Source organism: Citrobacter sp. S46_ASV_140 (genome assembly GCF_018919545.1).
GTDB classification, from domain to species: domain Bacteria; phylum Pseudomonadota; class Gammaproteobacteria; order Enterobacterales; family Enterobacteriaceae; genus Citrobacter; species Citrobacter braakii.
Genome location: NZ_JAHLRC010000056.1, coordinates 1 through 26,908 on the forward strand (window position 1 = coordinate 1; position 26,908 = coordinate 26,908).

Below are 26,908 nucleotides of genomic sequence, written 5' to 3' on the forward strand. Positions count from 1 at the left end.
AACTGGAAAGTGTGAGAGATCGTCTAGTTACAGGAAAATTTTCCGGAAGTGACAGTGCATTTTGGATGGTGCAGCACAATATACGGAATAAAGTATTCTTACCTGAAGGGACAGATTTTGATCAGAAGCTTAGCGGTCTGATGATGGGAGTTGATCGTCATTTTCAGCACGAAAAGAGTGCGAGTAAGTTTGGCGCTTTTTTCAGTTATTCACGCTCAGATATTGATTTTACGCGTGGTGGTAAAGGTAATGTGGGCAGCTACTCACTAGGTGCCTATGTTGGATTACAGAATGAAAGAGGTTTATATTTTGACGGTATCGCTAAGATTAACCTGTTCGAAAATGATATCAAAGGACGGATGAAGAGTGGTGGATATGCTGATGGTAATTATCGAACCTACGGTGCCGGAACCCATCTAGAAAGCGGGATACTGTTAAGCAAAAATAACTGGGGTGTTACTCCATACATGGCATTTACCGGCTTTACAAGCAGTTCCCCAAAATATTCTCTTTCGAATGGTATGCGCGCTAATGTGGATAATACACATATGCTGCGAGCAGAGCTAGGTTTGGGAACAGATTATCGTCTGGCATTAGGAAAAAGTATTGAACTACAGCCTTGGCTGAAAATTTCAGTGCGACATGAGTTTGCCGATAATAATAAGGTAAGGATCAATAATAGTGATTATTTTAATAATGATCTCTCCGGTACGAGAGGTGTGTACCAGGCAGGGCTACGTACAAAAATTACGGACAATCTAATGGGGCATGTTGGCGCTGGTTATGGAAATGGAGCCGGAATACAATCCCCATGGCGGGCAGAAGCAGGTATATCATGGTCATTTTGATTAGATAAGTTATCGTCACCATACCTTGACACAACTCAACCTGAGATATGTGGCAGAAACAATCAGCTACAGACAACATAGCAAGGTTATAAAATTCTTTCGTATAGCGATGTGCTATCTCTAAATGAATTGGTTCCGCGATAATCACTAACATATTGATAAAAAGGACTATCATCTTCAGTTGGTATGCCATCATTGATGGCATACCAACTGAGCGACTATCTTCACCCGAATCTAACGCTCGTTGTGTTAACTCAACATATCAGAAATTATATCAATTTAACCGCATGCCGACAGCGTTGCCCCCAGGGCGCCCCAAAGAGGCACAAATACTGAGAAAAGTCGTTTAGTTTTAGCGAGATGTGAACGAAATCTATAGATTTTCCCGATTTATTGATCTGGCAGGAGGTTCTCCCCTGTTTCAATCCACATTATTGGGTTACTCTTTTAATTACAAACTGCGATGACAGTTGTAAGGAGACCCTGTATGGCTATGTATAAAAATATGCTGGTCGTCATCGATCCAAACCAGGACGATCAACCAGCATTACGGCGAGCTGTTTATTTGCATCAACGGATTGGTGGCAAAATTAAAGCCTTTTTGCCAATCTATGACTTTTCCTACGAGATGACTACCCTGCTGTCGCCCGATGAGCGTACGGCAATGCGTCAGGGGGTCATCAGCCAGCGAACAGCATGGATCCGTGAACAAGCAAAATACTACATCGAAGCAGGGATCCCTCTTGAAATTAAAGTGGTATGGCATAACCGTCCCTTTGAAGCCATCATCCAGGAAGTCATTAGCGCTCAGCATGACCTGGTCCTCAAAATGGCACACCAACACGACCGCCTCGAAGCCGTAATTTTCACGCCTACCGACTGGCATTTATTGCGCAAATGTCCAAGCCCGGTATGGATGGTTAAAGACCAGCCATGGCCTGAAGAGGGTAAAGCGCTGGTTGCGGTGAACCTCGCCAGTGAAGAGCCTTATCACAACGCGCTCAATGAAAAACTGGTCAAAGAGACGCTGCAACTGGCAGAACAGGTTAACCATACTGAAGTGCATCTGGTTGGCGCCTACCCTGTTACGCCAATCAATATCGCAATTGAACTACCTGAGTTTGACCCCAGCGTTTATAACGACGCGATCCGTGGACAGCATCTGCTGGCCATGAAGGCGTTGCGCCAGAAATTCAGTATCGATGAGAAAGTGACGCACGTTGAAAAAGGATTACCTGAAGAGGTCATTCCTGATTTAGCCGAGCACTTGCAGGCAGGTATTGTGGTACTGGGTACCGTCGGTCGTACCGGTATTTCTGCCGCGTTCCTTGGTAACACCGCTGAACAGGTTATCGATCACCTACGCTGCGACTTGCTGGTCATCAAGCCGGATGAATATCAGACGCCAGTTGAACTGGATGACGAAGAAGACGATTAACTATACAACTCAATGCCGGATGGCGATCTCATCCGGCATAACAAACGCTTAGTGTTGCTCGTCGCCGCCGAGAAAATAGATTCCCAGCGGGATAGCCAACAGAATCGTAAACACCATGCTGTAGACACAAATCATTGCCGATTGAATGGCGTACATTGAAGCGGTCCAGTCGGATAGCGGAATGTCATACTGTTCAATCACACCACCGATCGTCGCTCGCGTCACGACCGACGCTGCGATAATAAACACCCCAAGCAGGCACAACAGAAACTTCCGTCCCTTCGCTGTCTTCAGCTTAGCCATGATCATAGTACTGTCCTTTTGCAGATGAAAACCTTGTTACTTTGCGCTAACAATACCATGACATCAACTGACTGTCTGCTACATAAACCGCTTTCAGGGTGGATACCAGCGCTATTTCGCCGAAAATAGCGCTAATTGCATTATATATCTCCCCTATGGATTAATGATCTGACCGCCAGAACTGAGTAAAATATTCGAGGATTAGGATATCAGAAGATATTTCACTACCACGGAGCTGTTGGAAGAATCATGATCGCTGAACTGTTTATAAATAATGCGTTTAATTTGACGGTAATTCTCAGCTGCTGTGCCGCGCTGGTTCTGATGAGCGTCTGGTATCATCGTGGAGAGCGTCGCTGCAAAGGATTCATATTTCATGCCGCGCAATTTCTTGTCTATGCCATTATCATCGGGACGTTAGGCAGTATTGCTAATAACGTTATCGAAAATTACAGCCTGAAATTTATCTCCTCCAGCGTGGTCGACTTTATCTGCACCTCGTTGATTGCGCTGATCCTTACCATCAAACTTTTTCTGGTAATTAATCAGTTTGAAAAGACGCAGATTAATAAAGGCAGAGATATCACCAGCGCGAGGATCCTGTCGCGAATCATCAAAATTACCATCGTGGTTGCTATCATTTTGCTGTATGGCGAACATTTCGGAATGAGCTTATCCGGCCTGTTAACCTTCGGCGGCATCGGCGGTATCGCTGTAGGTATGGCAGGCAAAGACATTCTGAGCAACTTTTTCTCAGGGATTATGCTCTACTTCGACAGACCCTTTAGTATCGGCGACTGGATCCGCTCCCCGGACCGCAATATTGAAGGTACAGTTACGGAAATCGGCTGGCGAATGACCAAAATAAACACCTTCGATCATCGTCCGTTATATGTCCCAAACTCGATTTTCTCCTCTATCAGCGTAGAAAACCCAGGAAGGATGACGAATCGCCGCATCAAAACGGTGATCGGGTTACGATATGAAGATGCTGATAAAGTCAGTGCCGTTGTCGAGTCGGTCAGAGAAATGCTGCAAAACCATCCGGGAATAGACCAGAAACAAACCCTGCTGGTTTATTTTAATGAATTCGCCGATTCATCGCTGAATATCATGGTGTATTGCTTCACGAAAACCACAGTGTGGGAGAAATGGCTTGCGGTACAGCAGGACGTTTATTTAAAGATTATTTCGATAGTCAAGGCAAACGACGCCGACTTTGCGTTCCCCAGCCAGACGCTGTATATGGATAATCCTGAAGCATCGCCATCGACACATTAACAAAAGAAAAGGCGCGGATATCCGCGTCTTTTTTCTGCACTTATTTCAATGAGGCAATATCAATGACAAAGCAGTACCAGCGCCAGCGTTGGAATATACGGATTCAGGTCATGTAGATACGGGACTGTATCAATAATCAGGTCAAACTGATTCACTTCGGGCATCGGATTCTTTACCTGCAGAACGCGCGCCCCACACAGCTCAGGGGAGCAGGTTGTACTCAGCGTCGCTTACCGGTTCAAGCCACTCGTTCGATGCGCCAGCGGCCGGGATTTCCACAGCGATATGGGCAAACCAGCTATCACGCGCGGCGCCGTGCCAGTGTTTCATTCCCGCCGGGATGTGTACGACATCACCGGTTTTCAGTTCACGCGCCGGTTGATTCCACGCCTGATACCAGCCTCTGCCGCCGGTCACCAGCAAGATTTGTCCCCCTTGATGATGGATATGCCAGAAGTTACGACAGCCCGGCTCAAATGCTACGTTACCAATCACCACGCCTTCCATGGAGAGCATGGTCAGATAGCTGTCGCCAGTGAAATATTTCGCATACGCTTCATTTTTCTCTCCGCGAGGAAAGACGCTGTTACCATCAAATTGTTGATTCATAATCTCCGCGCCGGCGCTGGAGACGGTATTCCGTTGATTTTGCATTTCGACTCTCCAAAACGGTGGCAGCACACGCCACCGGATGCTGAAAACTATAAAAATTATAGAGACTCGACAGGCGGGTGATTAGAGGTGAAAAGAAGGACAACCTTATGAATCATGCTCATCAATAGTCGGTAACAGGTACAACATTTCTACTGGAGATGGCGTGAAGCCTTAGGCCACAATTTCAATCAAGTTGCCGTCAGGATCGCGTATCACCGCTTCGTAATAGCCATCACCGGTGGTGCGCGGGTCAGAAACTAATATCCCCTGTTCTTTTGCACGCATTGCCATGGCATCAACGTTTTCACTGCCGCCAACTGAAATGGCGAGATGCACCCAGCCTGAGGTGTTATTGTCGGGAGCATGTTTTGTCAGCCCAGGCTTAGTCATTAACTCAATCGCGATATCCTCACCAATTTTGACAAAATAGGATTCAAATCCTGGATTGGTTTTACTGCAGTATTTTTCGTTGATCTTTGCGTCAAAAAACGTGACCCAGAATTGAGCTTGTTGCTCAAGATCCCGTGTCCATAACGCCACATGCGCAACCTTCATAGCTAACCTCTTCTTGTTGTATCCAAACAATAGGTTCCCTAAAGGGATGTTGACATCGTGAACCATAATGCACAATTATGCTTGTTATTGCTCGATGTTTATTTCACTGGAGTATTGATGCTCGATTACGCAGCATTCCCTGAACAGCGCCAGGCGCTTATCTATCAGATCCTGCAGGAAAACGGCAGAGTCATCTGCTCCGAACTCGCCAGCAGGTTAGGCGTTTCGGAACATACAATCCGCCGCGACCTGCATGAACTGAGTAAAGATGGCGTGTGTAAAAAAGTCTATGGCGGCGCGGTCATTGCACTCCCTGAATCCGAAGACATCACCGTGCGCAAGAGTATTAATGTGGCGAAAAAGAGCAATATCGCGCAGAGATGCGCCCGGATGGTCAAATCCGGAAGCTGCATTTTTATCGACACGGGCAGTACTAATCTGGCGATGGCTGAAGCCCTACCCGCCGAGCTGGCGTTAACCGTGGTAACAAATTCCCCGGAGATTGCCGCCGTTTTACTAAAAAAACCACTGTTTGACGTCATTATGCTGGGCGGCGCGGTGCAACGATCTTCTGGAGGGTGTGTGGGTGCCACCGCTATCTCGCAGGTGCAGGGCATTTTATTCGATCAGGGATTTATTGGCGGCTGCGCGATGTCGCCAGAATCCGGCTTAACCGGATTTGATTACGCGGATTGTGAGTTCAAAAAAGCGGTGATCAAACAGTGTAATGAAACTATTGTCGCGCTGACGGCTGAAAAAATCCCGGCTGTCGCCCGTTATGTCGTTACCGAAAGCAGCAATATCGATGTAATTGTCGTCGAGGAAAATATCAGCAAAGAGTATGCCACGGCGTTTCAGGCGCACGACATTCGTATTTATACAGTGTAACCCATTCTATTGGGTGATACCTTTTCCATTGCTTTCATGACTCACCTTCCCCACAGTCTTGCCTGTTCGGGAAATCGCCAATGCAACGTCCCGAACAGGCCAGCTATATCAGTGCTTCACAATATACATTGTGCGGCTATAAGCCACATCTTCAGGGTTAGTAATCGGATACCCTTTCAGCCACGGTTTAATTAAACGCCCGTTGGTGTACTGATAAATCGGCGCAATGGGAGCCTGTTCCATCAGAATGTTCTCCGCGGCGTTATAATCAGCATTGCGCGCTTTCTGCGTATTCTCCAGGGTTGCCTGGGTCAACACTTTATCGTACGCCGGATTATTAAAGCGGGAGATATTGCCCGTATGGGTTGATGTTAATAGCGACAGGAACGTAGATGGTTCATTGTAATCGCCCACCCACGAGGCGCGGATCACATCAAAATTGCCGGTATTGCGGCTATCGATATAAGTTTTCCACTCCTGGTTTTGCAGTTTCACGTCAACGCCGAGATTTTTCTTCCACATAGACGCGACAGCAATAGCAATCTTCTGATGATTTTCAGAGGTGTTATACAGCAGCGTCAGTTTAAGTGGTTTCTGTGGACCATAGCCCGCCGCACGCAGCAGCGTTTTCGCCTGCGCGTTCAGCTCTTCCTGACTCATTTGCTCAAACGGTGAAGGTTCCGGCACAAACCCTGCCGTTACATCCGGCGTAAAATGCCATGCGGGCTTTTCGCCGGTACCCAGAACTTTCTCCGCCATCAGGCGACGATCGATAGTCATGCTGAGCGCCAGGCGCACGCGTGAGTCGGCAGTCGGTCCCTTCTGGGTATTAAAGGCATAGTAGTAAGTGCCAAGCTGCGGCGGGGTATAAACCTGGCCCGGGATGTCCTTCAACAGTTTCTGATACATGTTTTTCGGGAAAGACTCGGTAATATCGATATCACCAGCAAGATAGCGCTTGGTCGCTGCCGATTCCTGGTTAATAGGCAGGAAGGTGACTTTTTGCAGCACCGTTTTGGCGTTGTCCCAATAATGCGTGTTCGGCACAACGTCCAGTTTTTCGTTCACCACACGATCTTTGAGCACATAGGCGCCGTTACCAATTAGATTGCCCGGTTTGGTCCAATCTTTACCGCTCTCAACGTTAGCTTTTTGTACCGGATAGAAAGCAAAACTCGCCGTCAGATTGGCAAACCATGGCAGCGGTTTATCCAGTTGGACCTTCAATGTACGCGCATCGATCGCGCTAACGCCGAGCTTATCTGGCGAGGCTTTTCCATCGATGATCGCCTGTGCGTTGTTAATACCCGCCAGCGCAGCAAACCAGGCAAACGGTGACAGCGTTTTCGGGTCAACCAGACGCTGCCAGCTATAGACAAAATCCTGCGCCGTTACCGGCGTACCATCTGCCCATTGCGCATTGTCGCGCAGCGTAAACGTCCAGATACGGTTATCGTTACTTTTCCACTGAGTGGCAACACCGGGCACAATCTCGCCCTTCTCATTCTGGTTGACCAGCCCTTCAAATAAATCACGAATAACCTGAATTTCAGGAAGCCCGACGGCCTTTGCCGGATCCAATGACGCCGGTTCGTCTTTGATATGACGCACCAGTTCTTGCTTTTCTGCCAGTACCGTTCCGCTGGGAACATCAGCAGCCCAGGATAATGAAATGCTGCTTACCAATAGCGCACAACAGGTTACTGAAACAGAATGCTGCATAAAATACCCTCAATTCCGGCTACTAAGTGAATGTGTAATTATTTGTATCGCCAGCAGGAAATGCAATTAACTTTCGACAAGGAAATGATATTACATCTGAAAAGATAAGTGTGTGAAAACGATTTGATTATCCATACATTTTGCACAACACTGCGAGTAACAATCCACGCATTCAGAGATGACTATGACCGTTACCCGACCCCGTGCCGAGCGCGGCGCATTCCCACCTGGAACCGAACATTACGGACGTTCATTATTAGGCGCGCCGCTAATCTGGTTTCCCGCAATGGCGGCCGATCGTGAAAGCGGTCTGATACTGGCAGGAACGCACGGCGACGAAAACGCATCGGTTGTCACCCTTTCCTGCGCATTGCGTACGCTTAATCCTTCCTTACGTCGTCACCATGTGGTGCTGGCGGTTAACCCTGACGGTTGCCAGCTCGGGCTGCGCGCAAATGCGAACGGAGTGGATCTAAACCGTAACTTTCCCGCTGCCAACTGGAAAGCGGGTGAAACGGTGTATCGCTGGAACAGCAGCGCAGAAGAACGCGATGTGGTGTTGTTGACCGGCGAAAATCCGGGCTCAGAACCAGAAACCCAGGCGCTGTGCCAGCTTATTCACCGAATTCATCCTGCGTGGGTGGTCTCTTTTCACGATCCGCTGGCCTGTATTGAAGATCCCAGGCGCAGCGAATTAGGCGCGTGGCTGGCGCAGTCGTTTGAATTACCTCTCGTCACCAGCGTAGGTTATGAAACGCCCGGCTCATTTGGAAGCTGGTGCGCAGACCTGAACTTACACTGTATAACCGCCGAATTTCCGCCCATCTCTTCAGATGAAGCGAGCGAGAAATACCTGCTGGCCATGTCCAATCTCCTGCGCTGGCACCCTAGAGATGAAGTTGTCCGGTCGTAAAATGCAGGGCCGGCTCCGCGTCGCTGGCAAGCCAGGTCGGGCCATCAAGATCGGCAAAGTTAACCTGCGGCGTAAGCGGTAACGCCGCCCCAATCGCCCGGGAAGTGCACAACATGCAGCCCAGCATTAGCGTAAATCCCTGCTCGCGGGCTTCGGTTGCCAGCGCCAGCGCCTCCGTCAAGCCGCCTGTTTTATCCAGTTTGATATTGACCATTTCATAGCGCCCGTGCAGCGCTTTCAGGCTGCTGCGGGTGTGGCAGCTTTCATCTGCGCAGATCGGCAGCGGATGCACAAAATTTTCCAACGCGGCATCGTCCTGCGCTGGCAGCGGCTGCTCCAGCATCGCCACCCCTAAATCAGCCAGAAGCTGGCAGCGTGCCGCCAAACCTTCTGCCCGCCAGGATTCATTGGCGTCGACAATAATCGTGGCATCAGGGACTGCTGCACGAATAGCAACCATCCGCTCGCTAATCAAGCGCGCATCCAGCTTAACTTTTAGCAGTTTCGCGCCATTTTCCCACAGTGCAGCCGCACTCACCGCCATTTGTTCCGGCGTACCAATTACCACGGTTTGCGCCGTCGTCACCACTTCCGCCAGTTCACTTCCCACCAACTCTGCCAGTGACAGTTGCTGTTGACGCGCACTCAGATCCCACAACGCGCAGTCCACAGCATTACGCGCGGCTCCCGCTGGCAGCAGCTTTTGCAGCTCTTCACGCGTCAGTCCATTTTCCAGTTGTGGGGCAATGCTCATAATTTGCGCCAGCACTGAGGCATCGCTTTCACCATAGCGCGGATACGGTGTGCACTCGCCGATACCCATGACGCCGTTTTCTGCCACTTCAACCACCACCACATGCGCTTCGGTTCTGCTCCCACGGGCAATAACAAAGGGAGTGTGCAGCGGCCAGGCTTCCTCATACACCTTAACTGTTCTCATTTGCTTTCCTTAATGCAGTCCCTGAAGCGGATATCCGCAAATAGCGTTTGCCGTGTTAACTGCTGATGGCATAAACTAGCCTCGACGTTAACTATATGTAAACAGGAAGATAACCATGTCACAAACCGTTCATTTCCAGGGCAACCCGGTTACAGTTGCCGGCTCAATTCCTCAGGCTGGAAGCAAAGCTCAGGCTTTTACCCTTGTGGCTAAAGACCTGTCTGACGTTACGCTGGGCCAGTTCGCAGGCAAGCGCAAAGTGCTGAATATTTTCCCAAGCATCGATACCGGCGTTTGTGCGGCATCGGTACGTAAGTTTAACCAACTGGCGACAGAAATCGACAATACCGTCGTACTGTGCATTTCGGCCGACCTGCCATTCGCCCATTCACGTTTTTGCGGCGCGGAAGGTCTGAGCAACGTTATCACGCTGTCCACCCTGCGCAACGCAGAATTTCTGAAAAACTACGGTGTAGAAATCGCTGAAGGCCCACTGAAAGGTCTGGCCGCACGTGCCGTGGTCGTTATTGATGAAAATGACAACGTCGTTTTCAGCCAACTGGTCAATGAAATCACCAACGAGCCAGACTACACTGCTGCGCTGGACGTACTGAAAGCTTAAGCCACGTCTTGCACATACGGAGGTAATGAATCTGTTGCCTCCGGCGTATTGCTACGTTCACCTTATGTTTGTCACTTCTCTGAGGCAATACAACCTGTGAACGTGTTAAGGGTACTATCGCCGTACCCTTAACAATCCCGGCTCCCGGCTGGAAAATTGCCGCTCCGCGGTTCCCTCCGTTTATTCCTCCGGGCTACCGGGCCGGGCGCGAGGTAGCATCCCTGCAAAACGCGCCCTGAACCCGCATCCCTGCGGGTTCTCCCAGCCTTACGGAAACACGTCGGCAATTTTCAGCCGGACCAGCCCACACCTGACCTCCTGCACTTTTATTGGAATATATCTGAACAGCAAAACAGATTTAACTGGAAGTCAGTGCGCAGCAGCGATGACCCCGGTCCGGCTGAAAATCGATGAGGCGTTGACGGCTGACCGGGTCTGCCCGCAGGGATGCGGGCAGAGGGGGCGGCCTGCAGGGACGCAGGCCCGGCCCCGACCCGACAGGCAGACGGCATAAGACGAATGAATCGCACAGCGACGATTTTCCCGCCGGGAGCCTGGGTTGCAAGGGAGGCGGCGGTGAGCCTCCCTTGCACGTTCACAGATATCTGCGCTTCAGAAAAGTGATACCACTGAGGTGAACGGAACCCTGAGCCGAAATCACATGTTCTCCATAATGCTTAACTGACAAGCATTACTCCGGCCAGGAGGCATTTTCATTTATCGCGTTACTCTTCGCTTTTTTTCTGCTGGCTCAGGCCGTATTCGCGCAATTTGTTGGCAATCGCGGTGTGCGAAACGCCGAGGCGCTTGGCCAGTTTGCGCGTGCTGGGATAATTCATATAAAGCTGCGTCAGCACAGAGCGTTCAAAGCGGCTGGTAATTTCATCCAGCGATCCTTCCATCACCTCTTCTCCGACTGCAACCGTTGCCGCATCGTAATCCGGCAGTAAAATATCCTGCGGCCGCAGCTCATAGCCTTCAAGCTGGGTCAGCGCCCGGTAGATGGCATTTTTAAGCTGACGCACGTTGCCCGGCCAACCGTAGCGGGTTAACACCGTGCTGAGATCGGCAGACAGCTTCGGACGCGGCACGCCCTGCTCGTCGGCGAAGCGCGCCACAAACAGTTCGGTAAGCGGCATAATATCCTGCGGGCAATCGCGTAGCGGCGGCAGATTTAGCGTCAGTACATTCAGACGATAATAGAGATCTTCACGGAAAAGCCCTTTCTGCACCATTTCCACAAGGTTCTTTTGCGTCGCGCAAATCACGCGGACATCAACATGAACTTCGTGATCTTCTCCCACGCGGCGGAACGTGCCGTCATTGAGAAAACGCAGCAATTTGGTCTGCATACGCGGCGACATTTCGCCAATTTCATCTAACAGAACCGAGCCGCCATTCGCCTGCTCAAAGAAGCCTTTTTTGCCTTCTGGGGCATGGCCAAACAGCTCACTTTCGACCGCATCCTCAGGAATTGACGCGCAGTTCAGCGCCAGATACGGCTTCGACGCACGCGGGCTTGCCAGGTGGCAGGCATGGGCAAAGAGATCTTTGCCGGTGCCGGTATTACCAGTAATCAGCAGCGGCGCACTCAGTGTCGCCAGCTTACGCGCCTGTTCCACTACGTGTTTCATTTTGGCGCTGACGGCAATAATCTGGCTAAACGCGCTCAGATCCTGCGTAGTCATATTTTGCAACTGACGCCCCATCCGGATGGTGGAGCGCAGCATGACAACAGCACCGGTCAGCATCTGCTCCTGATTTTCACCCTGCAAATGGACAGGCGTAATCTCCATCAGGAAGTTCTGTCCGTTAATTACGACATGCTCGCTATGAGAATCCTGCGGATTGCTTTCGAGCCAGCGCTGGAAGTTAAACCCATTGATTAACTGGGCGGCGGTATGATTGCGCATCCGATCCTGAGTGTGCGCGAAAAGCTGGCAGCTCGCAGGGTTCGCCATCTCGATTTTGCTTTTCATATCCAGAGAAAGGACCGGTTCTGGTAACGCCTCAAGCAGCGCACTCAACGCAAGATGTTCTCGTTCGGAAGGCATCCAGGGCACGGTACGCACATCCGTAACCCCTGAAATACGGCGGATTTCAGCCATCAGGCTACTGAAGTTGGTGAACTCCAGTTCCGCAAAATTGAGGTAAATCCGCCCGATGGGGTCAATCTCGATACCGCGTAAATCAATGCTTCTCAGCACCAGTAAATCGAGCAGTTCGCGGGTCAGACCAAGTCGGTCTTCACAAAAGACTTCCAAACGCATAGGAACCTTCACCTGGACAAGGGATTATGTATTAAATGATAAGACAGTATTGGGTTTGCAGGAAGAACTCTGTCAACAAATATTGACAGCTCGCTGGAAAATCAGGCGCCGGGACGTAAAGTTAAACGACTGGCGCCCAATTTTTAGCTAACTTTCGCGCGGAGATTTGTTCTTTTGTAAGGTTTCTTTCACCTGACCAATCAGTTGACGGCGAAAATCGCCCAGTCGTGGCTTATCGTCATCGATCCACGGTAGCGGTCGGCAAAGTTCCATGGCTTTAATACCCAGACGCGCCGTTAATAATCCCGCGCCAATACCCTGCGCGGCACGCGTCGATAAGCGAGCGGCTAAATCCTGCGACATCCAGTCCATTCCCACTTCCCGCACCAGCTCACTGGCCCCGGCAAAAGCGATATTTAGTAGCACCAGGCGGAACAAACGCAGGCGGCTGTAATAACCGAGTTCAATGCCATACAGCGTGGCGATGCGATTAATCAGCCGCAGGTTTCGCCAGGCAATAAACGCCATATCCACCAATGCCAGCGGACTGACGGCAATCATCAGCGTGGACTCCGCCGCTGAACGGCTAATCTCACGTCGGGCCTGCGCGTCCAGCACCGGCTGCACAACATGGGCATACAGGCTGACGACTTCGCGATCGTTCTGCGTTTCATGAATTGAGGCATACCAGCGCTGTAGCGCCGGATGGGACTGATCGATACCCGCCTGCTGCGCCAGCTTTTCACAAAATGCACGACCTTTTCCGGTTCCATGGCTGTGGAGCAGATCACGCGCTTCATCGCGCTCGTGCGCACGCTGGCGCAAACGCCATAGCCGACGCCACTCGGTCGCAACCGATCCGACACCTGCGCCGATAATCAATGCGCCAGCGGCACATCCTCCCAGCGCAACCCAGTCCTGAGTCTGCCAGGCGTTCATGGTCCATTGTACGCCCTGAGCGACAACGCTCGCGCCAAACAGCGCCAACCCGCCCATTACCATTTTGCGCCACAAACTGCGTTTGGGGCGTAGGGCCGCATCAATGACGGCTTCTGCCTGACCTTCGTCTTGCAGAGGTTCATCCACTGTCGCCGGAGAAAAAGTCTGCGCCTCTGTTTCATTGAACATCTGCTGCGCTTTAAACGCCGCGTTTTGTTCCACGTCCAGCGGACCTGAGAAATCGATACGCGGTTTTAACGGCTCGCTCATCGCAATTTATCTCCTATTAAAAACTCCATCGCGGCATCAAGACGAATATGCGGTAAGGGTTTATCAACATCCATAACCTGCGGGCGAAACGCCTCAAACTGAAAGCCCTGGCTGTCCCAGAATGCTTGTCCAGGTAAACGCGCGGGCACTTCCCCCGGATAAACGGTTAGCGGTTCACCATCGCTCAGACGATGACCACGCAGCGCCGGGATCTTTTCGCCTTTCACATCGATCAGGCCGCTGGTGGTTGCCTGTACTGATGCCAGTCCCAGACAATCCATGCTGATACCTTCGAACGCAGCGTTTTGCCAGGCGTCCTGGATCAACTGCTGCAATAACGACACCATATTGGCGTGCTGATCGACCGTGACGTGGTCGGCTTTAGTGGCGGCAAACAGCAGTTTGTCGATCACCGGTGAAAACAGCCGACGAAACAGCGTGCGCTGTCCATAATGGAAACTTTGCATCAGTTGGGTGAGTGCCAGACGCATGTCGTTAAACGCCTGTGGCCCGCTGTTGAGCGGTTGCAGACAATCGACCAGCACAATCTGACGGTCAAAGCGCAGGAAGTGATTCTTATAAAATCCCTTCACGACTTTTTCACAGTAATAATTAAACCTGTCGCGCAGCATGCCCGCATTGGTGTGTTTGTCTGCCTGCGCCAGCTTCGATTCCCCCCAGGCATCAACGTCCGGCCACGGGAAGAACTGCAGCGCAGGCGCGCCCGCCATATCTCCGGGCAGAACAAAACGGCCCGGCTGAATAAAATGCAGTCCCTGCTGCTTGCACTGGTGCAGATACTCCGTCCAGGCGGCAGCAATTTCCGCCAGACGGTTTTCATCAGCAGACACCAGCGGCTCCAACCCCTGGCATAACTGCCGCCATCTTGCCGACCATTCGCCCCGCTGTCCCTGTAATAATCCGGTCATTTGCCGCGACCAGCTGAGATAATCCTGGGCCAGCATCGGTAAATCGAGCAGCCACTCCCCCGGATAATCGACGATTTCCAGGTACAGCGTGGAGGTGTCTTTAAAGTGGCGCAGTAAAGAATCATTGGATTTGTAGCGCAGCGCGAGGCGTATTTCACTCACACCGCGCGTAGGTGTCGGCCAGGTCGGCGGAGAGCCATACAGCTGCGCCAGTCCCTCATCATAGGTAAAACGCGGAATACCAAAATCGCGTTGTGGAACCCGTTTAACGCCGAGCAGACGCTCTTCGCGCACGCAACTGAGCAACGGCAGACGCGCACCGGCATGAATATTGAGTAACTGGTTTACCATCGCGGTGATAAACGCCGTCTTACCGCTACGGCTAAGTCCGGTGACAGCCAGGCGCAAATGCCGGTCTACGCCGCGATTAACCAGCGAATTGAGTTCATTTTTAAGTCGCTTCATCGCCATCCCGTTTTGCTGAAGGAACCGAAGAAATTATAACAAACAGGAAGTAAAGATAGGGGTCAATTCTTACTTATCAACTACCTGAGCTGTAACAGGCGGCATTATTCTTACCGCCTGGAGCAGAAGGAATGCGGGCGGTTTATTGATTCTCTACTTTAGGAAGCGCTATCTGATTGATGCCACCTTCGTTGGTCACCTGCGTGTAACCCATTTCCGTCAACATATCCTTCGCCTGCCCCGATTGACGCCCGGAGTTGCAGTAAAGCTTCACGGTGTCGGTCTTATCAGGAACTTCAGCAGCGATACGCGCCTTCATCTCTTTTAATGGAATGTTGACCGCTCCCTGAATATGCTGCTGTTGATACTGTTCAGGAACGCGAACATCAATCCAGTGCTCGGCTGCAAAAACCGGCATGCCGATGACCAGTGCCAACGCTAATACGCCTTTTTTCAACATAATATCTTCCTGACTGATGGTTGGATTTAACCAACACACTATACGCCAGTTCTTAAGAAAATATTGCGATCGCATTATCACCCTCTGCACCCGTGGACGAGACTTCCTCTGGTTGCGCATACTGCGGTTAGTTTTTTGATTTTTCTGCCCGCATTCCGATATTGTTGTCATTCGCCAATTAACTCCATAATATGTTCGCCATTGACTCTCGGACGGAGCTTGGGATCTATGTCTCCTACCATTTATGATATTGCACGAGCCGCTGGCGTATCAAAATCCACGGTATCGCGCGTGCTTAATAAGCAAACCAATATCTCGCCGGAAGCGCTTGAAAAAGTGCTGCGTGCTATTGATGAGTTACAGTACCAGCCCAATAAACTTGCTCGCGCACTCACCTCTTCCGGGTTTGATGCAATAATGGTGATATCTACCCGTTCAGCAAAAACAACCGCCGGTAATCCGTTTTTCTCTGAAGTGCTGCATGCTATTACTGCCAAGGCTGAAGAGGTCGGTTTTGATGTCATATTACAGACGTCGCGAAGCACTGAAGATGATTTACAAAAATGTGAGAGCAAAATTAAGCAGAAATTGATCAAAGGTATCATTATGCTGAGCTCTCCCGCCGATGAATCTTTTTTTGCGAGGCTGGATAAATACAACGTACCGGTCGTGGTTATTGGAAAGGTTGAAGGCGACTACGCCAATGTCTATTCTGTAGACACAGATAATTATCGCGACAGCATTACGCTAACTGATGCGCTGATTGAGAGTGGACACCGTAATATAGCCTGTTTGCACGCGCCGCTTGATGTTCATGTTTCTATCGATCGCGTTAACGGATATAAAGCCAGCCTTCAGGCGCATAATATTAAAATGCGCGATGAATGGATTGTTGACGGGGGCTATACCCATGAAACAGCCCTGCTTGCTTCACGAAAATTACTGAGTCAGCAGCCGTTACCCGATGCCGTATTTGCCACCGACAGCTTGAAATTAATGAGCTTATATCGCGTGGCGGCTGAGAAAAATATAACCATCCCACAACAACTTGCCGTTGTGGGCTACAGTAATGAGCTGTTGTCTTTTATGCTCACGCCCGTTCCAGGGGGAATTGATGTGCCTACCCAGCAGTTGGGTGAACAAAGCTGTAATTTATTATTTAACCTGATTGCGGGCGAGAAAGGATTACAAAATATCACGGTGAGCACGCAAATATCGCTGGCCGACTCACTGGTGTAAAAACTGGGGCATAAATGCCCCAGTATATTTTAGAATGCGTAGTTCACGCCTATACCAGCATAATGGAATCTGTCGCTTTCGCCTTCGTCGTGCTCTTCCCACTCATAGGCATACTCCAGTGACATTGATAAACCATTCTGGAAATCATATGCATACAGTAAACCGAGACGATTGAAATTATGGCCTTCACGTTCCGGATCATCTCGCCAGTCCCAGTTTGACCAGCGATCAAGCCCCAGACGGGTATACGGCGTCAGGGTGGTATTGCCTAAAGACAACGGTAAATATGCACGAATTTCCTGGGTTGAGAACTCACCATTATTGCGCGAATCAGCCAGATTAAAGCCGCGCTCAAGGTAATAGTTGACCGTTAAGCCCACCGTTTCGTTAAACCTGTAATTCAGACCGGTCTCGCTTTCGACACGACTATCGGAGTAGCCAGTAGTATTCAAATCATTAACGAATTGATACATCGACAGCCAACCGCTAAAGCGCAGGTCGTCGGTCAGTTTAACATCCCAATCCGGCTGAACTTTCCAGCGCTGCATATTAGCGGTGTCGTTTCCTGGTTCATTGACATAGTGATAACCATAATTACGGAAGCCACCGGTCAAACCGAAATTAACATCCTCACTTTCCAGAAATTGATAGCGGATTTCCAGTTCTGGGCGATCAAACCAGGTACCACGCTTACCATCGCTGTAATCAACCGGTCCTTCCTGATAATAGGCCAGCGATATTTTCCACGGCCCATTAGAGGCATTGAAATAGACGGACGGCTCAGCCAGTCCATCCATATCTTCGCCCTGACCTTCAACGTTTTCTATTTCGTACATAGCACCAATGTTAAAGTGCCAGTCATTATTTTCAGCAGCCTGCGCGCAGGCCATTCCTGCACTCATAATCAGCGCAGTAGCGGACAGTAGGGTTTTCATTATTATTCCTTGTTAAAATACTCGCAAAAATGCCCCAAGGCTTGGGGGGGATTTATCCCCCCGGAATTTTATTGAATAGCCACTTCAGTTTCAGCATCAAAGAAATGGCATTTCGCCATATCAAAATGAATAGTGATATTTTCTCCTGCATGATAATCATTCACAGCCCCAGCACGGACCACCAACTCATGCCCCCCAACAATGGTATAAAGCATAAATTCAGCGCCGGTTAATTCTGCAACGCTAATTTTTGCCGATATACTATTTTCATTATTAAGCTGCGGGTGTATATCTTCAGGACGAATTCCCAGAGTGACCGCCTGATGTTCATAACCCTGCGCTTTTAATTGTGCTAATTTATTTTGTGGAATCGTTAATTTCAGTGTTTCAGTAACAAACTTATCACCATCAATCGCGCCACGAATAAAGTTCATGGCCGGTGAACCAATAAATCCGGCGACAAACATATTAGCCGGGTGGTTATAAACCGTTTTCGGCGCACCAACCTGCTGAACAATGCCATCCTTCATAATCACAATACGCGTCGCCATAGTCATGGCTTCGGTTTGATCGTGGGTAACATAGATCATGGTGGTATTGAGTTTCTGATGCAGTTTGCTAATTTCAGCCCGCATCTGAACGCGAAGTTTGGCATCGAGATTCGATAAGGGTTCATCCATCAGGAAGACCCCCGCTTCACGTACAATCGCACGCCCCAGCGCCACACGCTGACGCTGACCACCGGATAACGCGCCGGGTTTACGCTGCAGATAATCGCGCAGACCAAGGATCTGCGCCGCCCAGTTGACGCGCTCCTCAATCACAGCAGGCGCAATTTTCTGCATTTTCAGACCAAACGCCATGTTGTCATAGACGGTCATGTGTGGGTACAACGCGTAGTTCTGAAAAACCATCGCAATGTTGCGTGATTTCGCCGGCACATCGTTCATCCGTTTACCGTCAATCAGCAGATCGCCGCCGCTGATCTCCTCCAGACCGGCGATCATGCGTAACGTAGTTGACTTCCCGCAGCCGGAAGGTCCAACAAAAACAATAAACTCTTTATCTTCAATTTCCAGATTGAAGTCTTTAACGACGTGTACCTGGTTGTCGTAAATTTTTTGAATGTGTTGCAACGAAAGCTGTGCCATGTTGAATCCTTTACTTGTCGTGTTGCCAGAAAGCCGATAAGCACGGCCACGTCAGAAATTCGGTTGCCGGAAGCTGCAAGTCTGCCCCATTCAGCCCTTTACCGATGCCGACAGAAAGCATGCCGCAGGCGTTGATTGCATCAATTCCCGCTTGTGCATCTTCTATGCCAATACATTGTTGCGGGTCAACGCCAAGACCCGCGCAGGCTGCCAGGAAAATTTCCGGATCCGGTTTCGAGCGGGTTATCAATGCCGCATCCGCACAAAAATCAAAGCAAGAGCTAAGATTAAGCGCCTGTAAAATAGCCGGGGCATTGCGCGACACAGAGGCCAACCCCACCGGAATCCGTTCTTCCCGCAACGTCATCAACAGCTCACGTATTCCCGGTAATACCGAGTTAACCGTCAGCTGGCGCAAAGAATGGACATACAGTCTGTTTTTTCTCTCGGCCAATTGTGCGCAGGCCTCGGGAGAAAACGCCCCCGCCTTCCCACCATGGTGCAAAATACGCTGTAGTGATTCGCCGCGACTAATCCCTTTCAGGCTGTCATTAAATACTTCGTCGATCACAATCCCTATTTCATCGGCTACCTGCCGCCAGGCCAGAAAATGCAGATGCGCGGTATCGGTAATCACGCCATCCAAATCAAAAATGATGGCCTGTGGTTTGAGTATCATTCATCGCCCCTTTCTGTGGTAGCGGTCCCATAAGCGGGCGAAATAATGGCGTCATTGCGGATTACGGTTTCCCCCTGCACGGAGACCTTTTCACCATTGACCCAAAGGACAATCTGCTCAGTGCTGTTAATACGGATTTCAGCCGCATTAATGATTACCTGCATATCGATGCCCTGCCAGCGCAGCGGGAAACACAGCGTTTGCCAATGAGTCGGTAAGGCAGGTGCAAGGTGTAACTCCCCGTGGCGAATATTCACGCCGGCAAAACCCTGGATTGCACCCAGCCAGATGGCGCCCGTTGCCGCAGCATGAATGCCGTCATCGCAGCTATGTGGGTCCTCCCCGAGATCGATAAGCGATCCTTCACGCCAGAACCGATAGCCCTGTGCCGGATCACCGCAACGCGCTGCCACAATCCCGTGGATCGCTTTACTCAACGAGGAGTCATGAATTGTGCGCGGCTCGTAAAAGCGCAAGTTTGCCAGACAGGTTTGCGGGCAAAATTGTTCCGGTAACATGTAGGTCAGCATCACCACATCGGCCTGTTTGAGAATTTGCATCTCATTGACTTCTGCACGGGAGTAATCGAGCAAAATCGTCTGCTTGCCCGCTTTGGCTTTGTACTGTGACAGATCGATAGTCGGTTTGCTCAGGAAGGTATCATCCTGAGGTAGCACGCCATCGGGCTGAATTTCCGGTCGCCAGAGATGCTGTAAAAAATACTCTGCGCGGTGAATAAACGTCTCATCACCGCAGCCCAACCGACGGGCAAAGCCCAGCGCCTGTTCCACGTTGTACCAGGCCATGTAGTTGGTGAACGCGTTGTTGTTCACATGCTCAGTGTATTCATCCGGGCCAATCACATCGTGGATCTCTAAACGATCATTAACCATGACCGCCCTGCTGATCCAGAACTTCGCCGTTTCCAGCAGCAACGTCATTCCCTCACGGGACATGAAGTTTAGATCCCCTGAGGCATGCCAGTAATTGATTACCGCCCAGGCAATATCCGCCACGAGGTGATGTTCAGCCTGCGCGGAGGCCACTTTCTGACGCAGTCCGGTACGGATGTTGATCGCCGCAAATTCAGGCGTTTCCTCATCACCGCTGCGAGCGCTTTCCCAAGGGAAAAGCGCTCCCTGCCAACCGTTACGGCGGGCTTTCTCACGCGCCCCCGACAGATTATGCCAGCGGTAACGCAACAAACTTCTCGCGGTTTTCGGCTCGGTAAAGAGATGAAACGGTAACAGAAAGACCTCGGTATCCCAGAATATGTGGCCTTTATACCCTTCCCCCGTCAAACCTTTGGCCGCAATACTGCTGCGCTCATCGTGGTCAGGAGTCATCACACGCAGATGATAGAGCGCATAGTCCAGCGCTCGCTGATCGCTGGCATCAGTGCTGGTGACCTGAACGCGACGATTTTGCCACCAGGCATGCCAGTTAGCAGCCGACTCCGCCAGCAGAGCGTCATAACCCTGCTGCGCGCACGCTTCCAGGTTGCGCAGCGACTGGCGTCCCCAGGTTTCAAGCGACAGGCTGCGTTCGCTCGCCCAGTCTACCCAGCTAATTTTTGTCAGCGTGACGCGCTGTCCGGCTTTCGCCTGCACGCTGTTGTGTTGTAACAACCGACGTTCTTTCGCCGTGAAGCAGCGCTGCGCTGCACCATCTACATCGCAATACGTGGTGATAGCGATATCATTACGATTGTCCTGGGTGGTGTAAATCCCTTGCATAAGATGCTGGCCAAAGACCCGGACCTGCGTTTCATCCAAATGCTGACGACCATGATTGGTCATCGTGGCGTCAATTCCGGTCGAGATACCAATGCTGGCATCGCCATCCAGTGGCGTGACGACAACTTCCATAGCAAACAGCGGCAGTTTTTGTGCCGAGACAAATCGCCGGCTCTCAATGGCAAAACGCGCCCCGCCAGACGCACGCCAGGTAAGCGCGCGGCGTAATTCCCCACTGGCAAAATCCAGTTCACGTTGCCAGCTTTCGATAACGCCGCTGGTGAGCGAGAAAATCTCACCATTGAGTGAAATCTCCACCCCCACCACATCAGGCAGATTAACCAGTTCATTAATCTCGCCTTTCCCTGCCCGGTGATACAGTCCTGCAAGGTACATGCCGCGAGTTTGTAAGGTGTAGGCTTCCTCGTGGCTGGCGCGAATCCCCATATAACCGTTACCGGTCGTCATGAGGGACGCATATTTATTCAGGTTGTGTGGGCAAAAAGCCGGTTCAGTTAGCATTACTGGCCTCGTCATAAGTCTACGTAGGTCCCTGTTTCAGCCGATTGATACAGTGCGGCAACCAGTTGTTGAATAACGACGCCTTGCTCTGCGTCAGCAATAGTGACAGGCTCGCCCTGGACATGATTCACAAAAGCTTCCATGCTGCGATAATGACGATTGTCATCGGCCATTTCGCGCTGAAGCAGTACGTCAAGCGTACCCTCACGATCGGTATAAACCTGGGCCGGGAATAACGTCGCCCCTGCCAGATCGCCGCAGAAATTAACGTTCATAATCGATTGTTCCGGGATATTCAGCGCAAAAGAGGTTTCCAGTCGCAGGATACCGCCGTTATGAAATTCAATCGTCCCGAACAGAGAATCCTCCACGGTATACGTCTCGGGATCCCATTTCCCAAACTGGCCGCTGTTTTTACGCGTGCCAATGCGTTGATAACTGTGTGCGTTAACGCGCTTTACTGCCGGAAACCCCAGCACATACATGGCGGCATCAAGCATATGGATGCCGAGATCAATCAGCGGCCCGCCGCCCTGCAGTTCTTTGTTGGTAAATACCCCCCAGCCGGGCACGCCGCAGCGGCGCAAAGCGCGGACATTAGTGACATAGATTTCACCCAGCACGCCGGCCATCACCTGCTCACGAAGCAGCTGCGTATCCAGTGCGAAACGATGATGAAAATCATAAGCCAGAACTTTCCCCATTCGACGCGCCGTGTTACACATTTCCAGCGCCTCGGCTGGCGTCATCGCCGGAGGTTTCTCACACATCACATGGCATCCGGCGTTCAGCGCCAACATGGTGTGTTCATAATGAAAACGATTGGGTGAACAGATGCTGACGATATCTGGCTTAGCCTCGCGTAGCATCGTCTGAGGATCGTCCCAAACCTGCGGATTGCCGTATTTCTCTGCCAACGCCTGCGCCTGTGACAGGCGGCTGTCACAGACAGCCACCAGTTCCAGATCGTTGCGGGTGCAGTAGTACGAAGCATGAACTTTATCCGCCACCTGCCCGGCGCCGATAATGGCGATGCGTAGCGGAGAGCTTGTCAGTGCACTTTTCACAGAAATCCTCTTAGCAGGTACGCAGCCAGGCCAGTGACTGACGGTACGCTTCCGGCAGGTTCTCTGCCCGTACACGCCCTTCGTACACGACGTAACCCTGATAATTATCTTCACGCAACTGATCAAACAGCGCAGTGAAATCCAGCGTACCGCTCCCCGGCTGATAACGATGGTTATCCGCAATATGGACGTGTCCCAGCAGATCGCGATTGTCATGCAGCGCCTGAGCCATATCGTCTTCTTCGATATTCATATGGTAAAAATCACCAATGATTTGCACATGCTTCAGGTTGTTTTCCACGATATAGCGACGGGCATCCGCCAGGGTGTTGATCATATGATCCTGATAGCGATTAAGCGGCTCCAGATACACCACCGTCCCCGTACGCTCGGCAACTTTATCGAGATAAATCAATGAATCACTTACTGCTTTACGATCACCCGCCAGGCTGCGCGGAGAGGTCATCGGCGGTAAGCGGAAGGTAAACATGCCCCATGCAGCGGGTACAATAATGCCCTGCCCACCGACTTCGGCCAGCGCTTCGAGAATGCGGGTAATCTGCTGTAAGCCATTCAAACGACGCTCTTCGATAAAATCACCGATCCAACCGTCATATCCTCCACAGGCGGTGGTGACGGGCAGGCCTGTTTCTTTGATTGCCGCTTTCACTTCTGCCAGGTTGTTAACCAGCAGCTTGCCGTCAATTTCAAAACCGTCAAACCCCATCTCTTTGATGTAACGGAATTTCTCGAGAATATTTTCCGGAAAAAAAGCCTGGTTCTGTGTTCCAATTTTCATCTTCTGCATTCCTTAATTAAAACGTCACGCCCATTTTGATGCTCTTTTCCGGATGGCGATCGACATACTGCATATAGCTTTCCGGGCTGCTGGCAAATGTCACTACCGGGTCAATAAGTTCTTCACAGTTCAGGTAACCGTTCATCAACAGTTCCCAACAGGTCTCCTCAATACGCTTGCGGCTCCAGCGCGGATAATCCGGATTTGGCTCACTGCAGGCACGCGAGAAGACAATTTTGGCGTTGTTGAAGTGCGCTTCACGCCCCAGGTTGAAGCCTTCAGCAAAAGGTTTCGCGAAAGCGACATAGGAGATGGTTCCACCATAAGCCAGACCGCGTAACGCCGATTGCAACGCATCCGCATAGCCACTGGTTTCGATAATCACATCCGCGCCCTGCTTGCCGGTCAGCTTCTTAATTTCCATGCCGACATCGGTGCCAATAGGATTCAGACAGAAATCCGCGCCATGACGACGCGCGATATCGCAACGATGAGCAATCGGATCCACGCCAATGACCACCGAGGCTCCCGCTTTCTTAGCCAGTTGGACGGCAATCTGGCCAATCGCCCCTAAACCGACGATGACAACAAAGTCGCCGACACGCACATTGGCGTCGCGCACGCCACTCATGGCGAACTGTGCCGGGTCATAGCACACGGCATTTTTCCACGAACTACCTTCCGGCATTTTGCGCAGTTTGTAGTTGTTTACCGCATTAAAGAAAACCGTTTCTGCCAGTGGGCCGTAGCCGCAAACTGAATCGCCAACGGCGTATTCGGTCACATCGCTGCCACACTCAATAACATCGCCCACCACCATGTTGCCAAGCTGGAACTTGCCGAATTCAATCCCGCGCGGCGCCCCTTCCGGACGCGGCATGAACATTTGCCATTCGCCGTTGAAATCTTCGTCAATAAACGGACTGGCAGCGCGAAAATCGACCACTTCCGTGCCATGTTTTGGCGCACCAAAGCGAACGCGAACTTTCACTTCATTGGCGGATACAGCTCTGTCTTCATATTCCACCAGCGCCGCAACACGCGGTTCTGTGGCAACTAACTTCTTCATTTACAACTCCTTAATTAAACTGGCCGCTTAGCCTTTCACGCCGCCTGCGGTCAAACCACTTTTAATAAAACGTTCGGAAAGCGCATACATAATGACAACCGGCAATGCGGTGACTAACGATGCCGCCATCATGCGTCCCCAGATATAGTCAGGCGTACTGAACAGCGCGTTCAGACCGACCGGTAAGGTAAAATTGCTGGCGCTGGAGAGGAAAATCGAGGCAAACAGATAGTCATTCCACGCCACCATAAAGCAGTACACAAAGACCGAAACCAGACCGGACATCGCCAACGGCACGGTAATGCGAAAGATGATCTGCAGACGGTTCAATCCATCCATCATCGCGGCTTCTTCTATTTCATCCGGAATGGTGTCGAAGTAGCTTTTCAGCATGAACACCGCGGTCGGCAGCGTCTGGGTGACCATGGTGATAATCAACGCCATTTCGGTGTCATAGATGCCAAGTGCCGTAATGATTTTGAATAGCGGCACCACCAGCAGGATCCCCGAAAACATGTACACCGTGTAAAAGCTGGCATTGATGGTCATTCGCCCCTTAAAACGCAGGCGGGAAAGCGCATACGCTCCGAGCACGCCGAGAAACACCGCCACCACCGAAGAAGTGACCGATACCACCAGGCTATTACGGAAGTAGTCAACAAACGGGAAAATCATCGGGTTGAAGATGTCGATGTAATGTTCCAGCGTCCATTGCTGCGGTAACAGCGTCGGATGTAGCGAGATCGCCTCTTTGGCGCTTTTAAATGAGGTCATCAGCATCACAAAAAATGGGAATAGCGTGATGCCCAGGAAGACAATTAATCCACAGTAAAAGCCGATGCGGCCAAGTGTGCGCTTATTTGTTGCCATTGAGGTTCACCCGTTTTCTGGTCAGCAGGATAACAGCGAAAATAATGACGAAGAGGACGACAGAAATAGCGGCCGCTTTGCCTAGGTCATTAAATGCAAACGCTGTTTTATAGAGATAGACCCCGAGAATATCGACTTTAGTGGTCAGCAGATAAACATCGGCGAACATGTAAAACATCCAGATCGTGCGCAGCGTGACCACGGTTGCCAGCACCGGCATAATCGCTGGCAGCGTGACGATACGAAACCGTTGCCAGGCATTCGCGCCATCCATTTCTGCCGCCTCATACAACGATTTATCAATCGTCTGTAAAATCGCCAGAAACGAGATAAAGGCATACGGGAAGTAGCGCCAGATGGCGAACAGCACGACCAGCGCGAAGCTACTGCCGGGATTGTCGAACCACAGCGGCGCCTGATCGTAGAGATGCAACAGATCCACGCCGAGGTAGTTCACAATGCCGTAGCCGTTGTTGAACATGTATTTCCAGGCAAACACCAGCGAAATTGATGGCGTCACGTAAGAGAGGATGACCAGTGAGCGCGCCGTTTTCCGCAGACGAAACTCACGGTTAAAAAACATCGCTACGCCCAGCCCCAGTACCGTGCTTCCTGCCACAACCAGCGCGGTATACCAGACCGTCATCCACAGCGAATGCCAGAATCCGGGATCGGATAAGATACGGATATAGTTGCTCAGCCCGACAAACGTAGACTCAATTTGCGGATTCAGCGGCAGTCGCATAAAGCTGATTTCGATGTTAGATATCATCGGCCACGCCACTAAACCGCCCAGCAACAGCAAGCTGGGCGCCAGCAGCAGCATGGCGAATGGCATATCAGATCGACCTGAAAAGAACTTATTCATCACGGCTTTCCATTTCCCCATTAGCGCTGTTCAACGAGGTCATCCAGTTTTTTCTGGCTCGCTTCAATCGTGGTGACGAGGTCGGCTTTGCCTACCGTCACGTTGTGCACCATTGAGCTCACAACACCGGAGCCTGTGACGTCGCCCATGCGGGTGAAGTTCTTATCGCCGACGGCGCCAAACACCTGGATATTCGGCAGTTCGGCAATCAGTTGATCGGGTAATTCACCCAGCGCTTTGATGACCGTGTTATCTTTCCACGTCGGGGTATTCACCACCGCTTTGTTGACCGGCAGCGCCGCCCCTGGCGACATCATGACCCAGTCCGCGATGTTGTCGGCCTGCTCCATAAAGGTGACAAATTTCTCTGCCGCTTCTGTCTCTTCAGACTTTTGACCCGCGGTAATGGTTAACGACGTCAGCATGCCGTAAACAGCGGAGTTTTTTTCCGTCGGCACCATAAAGCCCACATTTTT

General features: G+C 51.0%; 26 protein-coding genes. 7 read left to right on the forward strand and 19 right to left on the reverse strand.

The features are described 5' to 3' along the window. Together KQJ19_RS14770 and uspE are read left to right on the forward strand one after the other, a co-directional pair. A partial coding sequence (locus KQJ19_RS14770) for an autotransporter outer membrane beta-barrel domain-containing protein (protein WP_216403803.1) occupies positions 1-848 on the forward strand: 848 nt, incomplete at its 5' end. 487 nt (positions 849-1,335) lie between these two features. After that, complete coding sequence (gene uspE / locus KQJ19_RS14775; protein ID WP_016153204.1) at positions 1,336-2,286, forward strand: universal stress protein UspE; 951 nt, start codon at positions 1,336-1,338, stop codon at positions 2,284-2,286. A 48-nt stretch (positions 2,287-2,334) separates the two neighbouring features. On the opposite strand, the gene KQJ19_RS14780 is transcribed toward uspE, so the two are convergent. Continuing rightward, positions 2,335-2,595: a DUF2534 family protein gene (locus KQJ19_RS14780; RefSeq protein WP_049281460.1), complete on the reverse strand. Its 261-nt coding sequence runs from the start codon at positions 2,593-2,595 to the stop codon at positions 2,335-2,337. A gap of 243 nt (positions 2,596-2,838) precedes the next feature. Between KQJ19_RS14780 and KQJ19_RS14785 the strand changes: the two genes are divergently transcribed. Further along, positions 2,839-3,870 (forward strand): mechanosensitive ion channel family protein, encoded by a 1,032-nt coding sequence (locus KQJ19_RS14785; RefSeq protein ID WP_141875220.1) that lies wholly within the window; start codon positions 2,839-2,841, stop codon positions 3,868-3,870. Between the two features lie 201 nt (positions 3,871-4,071). On the opposite strand, the gene KQJ19_RS14790 is transcribed toward KQJ19_RS14785, so the two are convergent. Continuing rightward, entirely contained in the window at positions 4,072-4,479 is a 408-nt protein-coding gene (locus KQJ19_RS14790; protein WP_181012498.1) for a cupin domain-containing protein, read from the reverse strand. A gap of 216 nt (positions 4,480-4,695) precedes the next feature. After that, complete coding sequence (locus tag KQJ19_RS14795) at positions 4,696-5,079, reverse strand: VOC family protein (protein ID WP_049040726.1); 384 nt, start codon at positions 5,077-5,079, stop codon at positions 4,696-4,698. Positions 5,080-5,196: 117 nt separating this feature from the next. Between KQJ19_RS14795 and KQJ19_RS14800 the strand changes: the two genes are divergently transcribed. Next, the gene (locus tag KQJ19_RS14800; RefSeq protein WP_065554831.1) at positions 5,197-5,967 is read left to right on the forward strand and encodes a DeoR/GlpR family DNA-binding transcription regulator; all 771 of its coding nucleotides are present in this window, start codon (positions 5,197-5,199) and stop codon (positions 5,965-5,967) included. A gap of 108 nt (positions 5,968-6,075) precedes the next feature. On the opposite strand, the gene mppA is transcribed toward KQJ19_RS14800, so the two are convergent. Then, positions 6,076-7,689 (reverse strand): murein tripeptide ABC transporter substrate-binding protein MppA, encoded by a 1,614-nt coding sequence (mppA, locus tag KQJ19_RS14805; RefSeq protein WP_016153209.1) that lies wholly within the window; start codon positions 7,687-7,689, stop codon positions 6,076-6,078. Positions 7,690-7,873: 184 nt separating this feature from the next. Here mppA and mpaA point away from each other — a divergent pair, with 184 nt between their 5' ends. Continuing rightward, complete coding sequence (gene mpaA / locus KQJ19_RS14810) at positions 7,874-8,602, forward strand: murein tripeptide amidase MpaA (protein WP_016153210.1); 729 nt, start codon at positions 7,874-7,876, stop codon at positions 8,600-8,602. Here the strand turns inward: mpaA and ycjG are convergent. Continuing rightward, the gene (gene ycjG / locus KQJ19_RS14815) at positions 8,577-9,542 is read right to left on the reverse strand and encodes an L-Ala-D/L-Glu epimerase (RefSeq protein ID WP_216403804.1); all 966 of its coding nucleotides are present in this window, start codon (positions 9,540-9,542) and stop codon (positions 8,577-8,579) included. The two genes, mpaA and ycjG, sit on opposite strands and share 26 nt — an antisense overlap. Before the next feature lie 115 nt (positions 9,543-9,657). On the opposite strand from ycjG, the gene tpx reads away from it, so the two are divergent. Next, the gene (tpx, locus tag KQJ19_RS14820; RefSeq protein ID WP_016153212.1) at positions 9,658-10,164 is read left to right on the forward strand and encodes a thiol peroxidase; all 507 of its coding nucleotides are present in this window, start codon (positions 9,658-9,660) and stop codon (positions 10,162-10,164) included. A gap of 725 nt (positions 10,165-10,889) precedes the next feature. On the opposite strand, the gene tyrR is transcribed toward tpx, so the two are convergent. The 4 genes from tyrR to pspE form a co-directional block, all read right to left on the reverse strand. Continuing rightward, positions 10,890-12,434, reverse strand: a complete 1,545-nt coding sequence (gene tyrR, locus KQJ19_RS14825) for a transcriptional regulator TyrR (protein WP_016153213.1) — start codon at positions 12,432-12,434, stop codon at positions 10,890-10,892. A 147-nt stretch (positions 12,435-12,581) separates the two neighbouring features. Further along, positions 12,582-13,643 (reverse strand): YcjF family protein, encoded by a 1,062-nt coding sequence (locus KQJ19_RS14830; protein WP_216403805.1) that lies wholly within the window; start codon positions 13,641-13,643, stop codon positions 12,582-12,584. Continuing rightward, positions 13,640-15,037 carry a YcjX family protein gene (locus KQJ19_RS14835; RefSeq protein WP_216403806.1) on the reverse strand — a complete coding sequence of 466 codons (1,398 nt, stop codon included), beginning with the start codon at positions 15,035-15,037 and terminating at the stop codon, positions 13,640-13,642. The genes KQJ19_RS14830 and KQJ19_RS14835 overlap by 4 nt, the downstream gene beginning before the upstream one ends. A gap of 142 nt (positions 15,038-15,179) precedes the next feature. Further along, a complete protein-coding gene (gene pspE, locus KQJ19_RS14840; RefSeq protein WP_016153216.1) occupies positions 15,180-15,497 on the reverse strand; it encodes a thiosulfate sulfurtransferase PspE in 318 nt (105 codons plus the stop codon). Positions 15,498-15,725: 228 nt separating this feature from the next. Between pspE and KQJ19_RS14845 the strand changes: the two genes are divergently transcribed. Further along, positions 15,726-16,736, forward strand: a complete 1,011-nt coding sequence (locus KQJ19_RS14845; RefSeq protein ID WP_016153217.1) for a LacI family DNA-binding transcriptional regulator — start codon at positions 15,726-15,728, stop codon at positions 16,734-16,736. 29 nt (positions 16,737-16,765) lie between these two features. On the opposite strand, the gene KQJ19_RS14850 is transcribed toward KQJ19_RS14845, so the two are convergent. From KQJ19_RS14850 to KQJ19_RS14895, 10 genes are all read right to left on the reverse strand, one after another. Beyond that, a complete protein-coding gene (locus KQJ19_RS14850; protein ID WP_216403807.1) occupies positions 16,766-17,671 on the reverse strand; it encodes an OmpG family monomeric porin in 906 nt (301 codons plus the stop codon). A gap of 68 nt (positions 17,672-17,739) precedes the next feature. Then, on the reverse strand, positions 17,740-18,822 hold the full coding sequence (locus KQJ19_RS14855) for an ABC transporter ATP-binding protein (protein WP_016153219.1): 1,083 nt from the start codon (positions 18,820-18,822) through the stop codon (positions 17,740-17,742). Between the two features lie 10 nt (positions 18,823-18,832). Further along, entirely contained in the window at positions 18,833-19,501 is a 669-nt protein-coding gene (gene pgmB, locus KQJ19_RS14860; protein WP_200079978.1) for a beta-phosphoglucomutase, read from the reverse strand. Next, positions 19,498-21,774 (reverse strand): glycoside hydrolase family 65 protein, encoded by a 2,277-nt coding sequence (locus tag KQJ19_RS14865; RefSeq protein ID WP_216403808.1) that lies wholly within the window; start codon positions 21,772-21,774, stop codon positions 19,498-19,500. The genes pgmB and KQJ19_RS14865 overlap by 4 nt, the downstream gene beginning before the upstream one ends. Then, the gene (locus KQJ19_RS14870; RefSeq protein ID WP_016156633.1) at positions 21,771-22,826 is read right to left on the reverse strand and encodes a Gfo/Idh/MocA family oxidoreductase; all 1,056 of its coding nucleotides are present in this window, start codon (positions 22,824-22,826) and stop codon (positions 21,771-21,773) included. The genes KQJ19_RS14865 and KQJ19_RS14870 overlap by 4 nt, the downstream gene beginning before the upstream one ends. Before the next feature lie 10 nt (positions 22,827-22,836). Further along, positions 22,837-23,625: a TIM barrel protein gene (locus tag KQJ19_RS14875; RefSeq protein ID WP_016156634.1), complete on the reverse strand. Its 789-nt coding sequence runs from the start codon at positions 23,623-23,625 to the stop codon at positions 22,837-22,839. A gap of 16 nt (positions 23,626-23,641) precedes the next feature. Further along, a complete protein-coding gene (locus KQJ19_RS14880) occupies positions 23,642-24,694 on the reverse strand; it encodes a zinc-binding alcohol dehydrogenase (RefSeq protein WP_016153224.1) in 1,053 nt (350 codons plus the stop codon). A gap of 27 nt (positions 24,695-24,721) precedes the next feature. Then, positions 24,722-25,564 carry a carbohydrate ABC transporter permease gene (locus tag KQJ19_RS14885; RefSeq protein WP_003020474.1) on the reverse strand — a complete coding sequence of 281 codons (843 nt, stop codon included), beginning with the start codon at positions 25,562-25,564 and terminating at the stop codon, positions 24,722-24,724. Next, a complete protein-coding gene (locus KQJ19_RS14890) occupies positions 25,551-26,432 on the reverse strand; it encodes a sugar ABC transporter permease (protein WP_003840754.1) in 882 nt (293 codons plus the stop codon). The genes KQJ19_RS14885 and KQJ19_RS14890 overlap by 14 nt, the downstream gene beginning before the upstream one ends. Before the next feature lie 20 nt (positions 26,433-26,452). Beyond that, positions 26,453-26,908: extracellular solute-binding protein (locus tag KQJ19_RS14895; RefSeq protein WP_216403809.1), on the reverse strand; the 456-nt coding region annotated here is incomplete at its 5' end.